Here is a 2,570-nt window from a genome sequence, read left to right on the forward strand (position 1 = left end):
CTCGGCGCAAGGTTTACAACTTCCTCTGACGCTCCATACAAAAATGCCATTCAGCTCTTAACTGAACGGCATTAGGGTCGATGACCCGGCTTTTTGCTTGTTGCTGCCTTGCCGCACGGTACGCGCAGCAGGCATTCGGTGCGGTGGCTATTGCAGCACGTTGTACTGCTCGCGCATGACCACGATGATGGACTTGGCCGCGGCCAGCTGGGTGTCGAGGTTTTCGACGTACTCCTGTCGGAAATCGACCTCGGCGCTCCAGTTGCATCCGGTATGGTCAGGCTGGTGCATTCGCACCGCGTGCAGTTCGCATTCGCCGCACTCGGGGTTGTTGTCGAGGCACTGGTTCAGGATGGCCATCAATTCGGATCGCGTCTTCGCATATCGCCGCATGAGTCACCTCTCTGGGATGGAGTTTTGAGGCCTGGAACACCAATCTAGGTAGCGCCAGTGAGTGCTTCCAATTGAATCCCCCTATGGGGCGAAGGCTTCCGATCCGCCGCTGGCTTGGCATCTAATGGCGCAGCGCAGCATTCCGTGATGTTTTCCTGCTGCAAGTGACTGGTGCAGGTGCAATAAAAAGCCCGCCGGAAAGGCGGGCTTCAGGACGGCAGGTGAGGCGGTTACGCCATCAGAACTTGTGGCGCACGCCCACGCCGAAGGTATCGCCGTGCTCGATGCCGGTGATCTTGTCGTAGTAGTAGGCGGCGTACACGTCGGTACGCTTGGACAGGTTGTAGTCGTAGGCCACGGCGAAGGTGTTGCGCTTGAAGTCGCCCAGCGAGTTGTCGACCTTGCCATAGGCGTAGGAGGCCAGCAGGCTGCCGGCGCCGATGGGCACGGAGGCGCCGAACTGGCCGTCGATGTGCTTGGTGTCGCCGGACGGCGCGGTAGTGGCGCGGGTCTTGATGTACTGGCCCTGCGCGAACAGCTTGACCACCTTGAAGTCATAGGACAGGCCGAGCTGGGCGGCGTCCTGGCGCGACAGGCCGGCGTCGGACATGTCGGTCGGCACGTTGTTGAAGCGCACCTGCTGGTAGGCAACGGTGGCCGCGAACGGGCCGCTGAAGTACATCAGGTTGCCGCCCCACTTGTTCTTGCCGTTGGCACCGGCTTGCTCGCCGAACGAGTAGATGAAGTTGGCGGTCAGCCCACCGAAGTTCGGCGTGGAGTACAGCACCGAATTGTTCCAGCCCGAATCGCCGATGATGCCCGGATCCACCACCGCGCCGCTGGTCGCGCCGAAGTACGTGTGGAAGATCGTCGGCGAGAACACGTACGAGTCGATCAGCGGGTTGAACAGGATGGTCGACACGAAGTACGGCGTGGTGTTGCGTCCCAGCTTGATCGTGCCGGCCTTGTCGTTCTGCAGGCCGACGTAGGCATTGCGGCTGAACATCGAGTCGCCGGTGAAGCGGCCGCTGTTGCCGTTGTCGGTGCGGAAGAAGCCGTTCAGGTCGAACAGGGCCTTGGTGCCGCCGCCCAGGTCTTCGGTGCCCTTGATGCCCCAGTAAGACGTCTGCATCCCGCCCGAATTTGCGACCCATGCACGCTCGCCTACACCCGGGCTCTTGACCGCACCGACGAACATGTCGGCCTGGCCGTACAGCGTCACGCTGGACTGGGCCATGGCCGTGCCGGAAAGAAGGGTAGCCGCTACCGCCGCCAGCTTCATTGCCGGCTTGTACTGCTTCTGCATGTTTAGACCTCCGTGGTTTTGGATCCTGCTTGGAACGTTGTGTACTGGGTCCCTGTCGGGTTCTTTTAATGTCTTATATTCGTGCCGCCTGACTCAGGCTCGGTGCGGTGTGGTGCTTTGGGTGCCGGCGGCATCGGGTACAGCGTTTTTTGTTATACAGGTGACGCTTTTTTTCTCAGGCGGATACTAAGTCGTCAAGTCGGAACTGCGCAATGCGATGGATCTGGTTGATGCAAGTTTGCAACTCTTCCTTCGGCGAGTTTTCTACGCGGCGCGCGAACTCCGCGATGATCCCGTGGCGGTCGTAGCCGCGCACGGCGAGGATGAACGGGAAGCCGAACTTCTGGTTGTACGTGGCGTTGAGCGCCTGCAGGCGATCGAATTCCTCAGGGGTGCACAGGTTCAGGCCGGCGCCGCTTTGCTCGCGCGTGGATTCGGCGGTCAGTTCGCCGCGCACCGCGGCCTTGCCGGCGAGCTCCGGGTGAGCGCGCACCAGCTTCAGTTGCGCGGCCTCGCCGGCTTCATCCACGGCGCTGCGCAGCGCCTGCGCCAGCGCGGCGGCATCGGCAAAGGGCCGTTGCGTGGCAGCGGCCTCGGCGAACCACGGCGAATGTTCATAGATGCCGCCCAGCACCTGCACGAATTCCGCGACAGGCATGGTGTTGAGTTGGGCTAAGGTGTAGGTCTGGCTCATGCTGAATCCGGTTTACTTGCGAGCGTGTTACTTGGCGGGCGTGTAGGGGTGGGTCTCGGCCCAGTGCCGCGCGATGTCGACACGGCGGCAGATCCACACTTTGTCATGGCCCTGCACGTAGTCGAGGAAGCGCTGCAGCGCGCGGAAGCGGCCGGGGCGGCCGAGCAGCCGGCAGTG

3 protein-coding genes and 1 pseudogene are annotated in these 2,570 nt (G+C 62.0%); all 4 read right to left on the reverse strand.

The window, feature by feature from the left end:
• Positions 1–147: 147 nt before the first annotated feature.
• Positions 148–393 carry a hypothetical protein gene (locus J8I34_RS33655; protein WP_029045604.1) on the reverse strand — a complete coding sequence of 82 codons (246 nt, stop codon included), beginning with the start codon at positions 391–393 and terminating at the stop codon, positions 148–150.
• 238 nt (positions 394–631) lie between these two features.
• Positions 632–1,699, reverse strand: a complete 1,068-nt coding sequence (locus J8I34_RS33660) for a porin (protein WP_209808511.1) — start codon at positions 1,697–1,699, stop codon at positions 632–634.
• A 175-nt stretch (positions 1,700–1,874) separates the two neighbouring features.
• On the reverse strand, positions 1,875–2,393 hold the full coding sequence (gene uraD / locus J8I34_RS33665) for a 2-oxo-4-hydroxy-4-carboxy-5-ureidoimidazoline decarboxylase (RefSeq protein ID WP_029045602.1): 519 nt from the start codon (positions 2,391–2,393) through the stop codon (positions 1,875–1,877).
• A 27-nt stretch (positions 2,394–2,420) separates the two neighbouring features.
• Positions 2,421–2,570 (reverse strand): annotated as a pseudogene (locus J8I34_RS35135) (allantoinase); the annotation flags it as partial.

This window comes from Cupriavidus phytohabitans, from assembly GCF_017815025.1.
Classification (GTDB): Bacteria; Pseudomonadota; Gammaproteobacteria; order Burkholderiales; family Burkholderiaceae; genus Cupriavidus.

Coding starts and splice junctions, on each gene's coding strand:
- J8I34_RS33655 (WP_029045604.1), bottom strand. CDS start 393: ATGCGGCGATATGCGAAGACGCGATCCGAATTGATGGCCATCCTGAAC.
- J8I34_RS33660 (WP_209808511.1), bottom strand. CDS start 1,699: ATGCAGAAGCAGTACAAGCCGGCAATGAAGCTGGCGGCGGTAGCGGCT.
- uraD (WP_029045602.1), bottom strand. CDS start 2,393: ATGAGCCAGACCTACACCTTAGCCCAACTCAACACCATGCCTGTCGCG.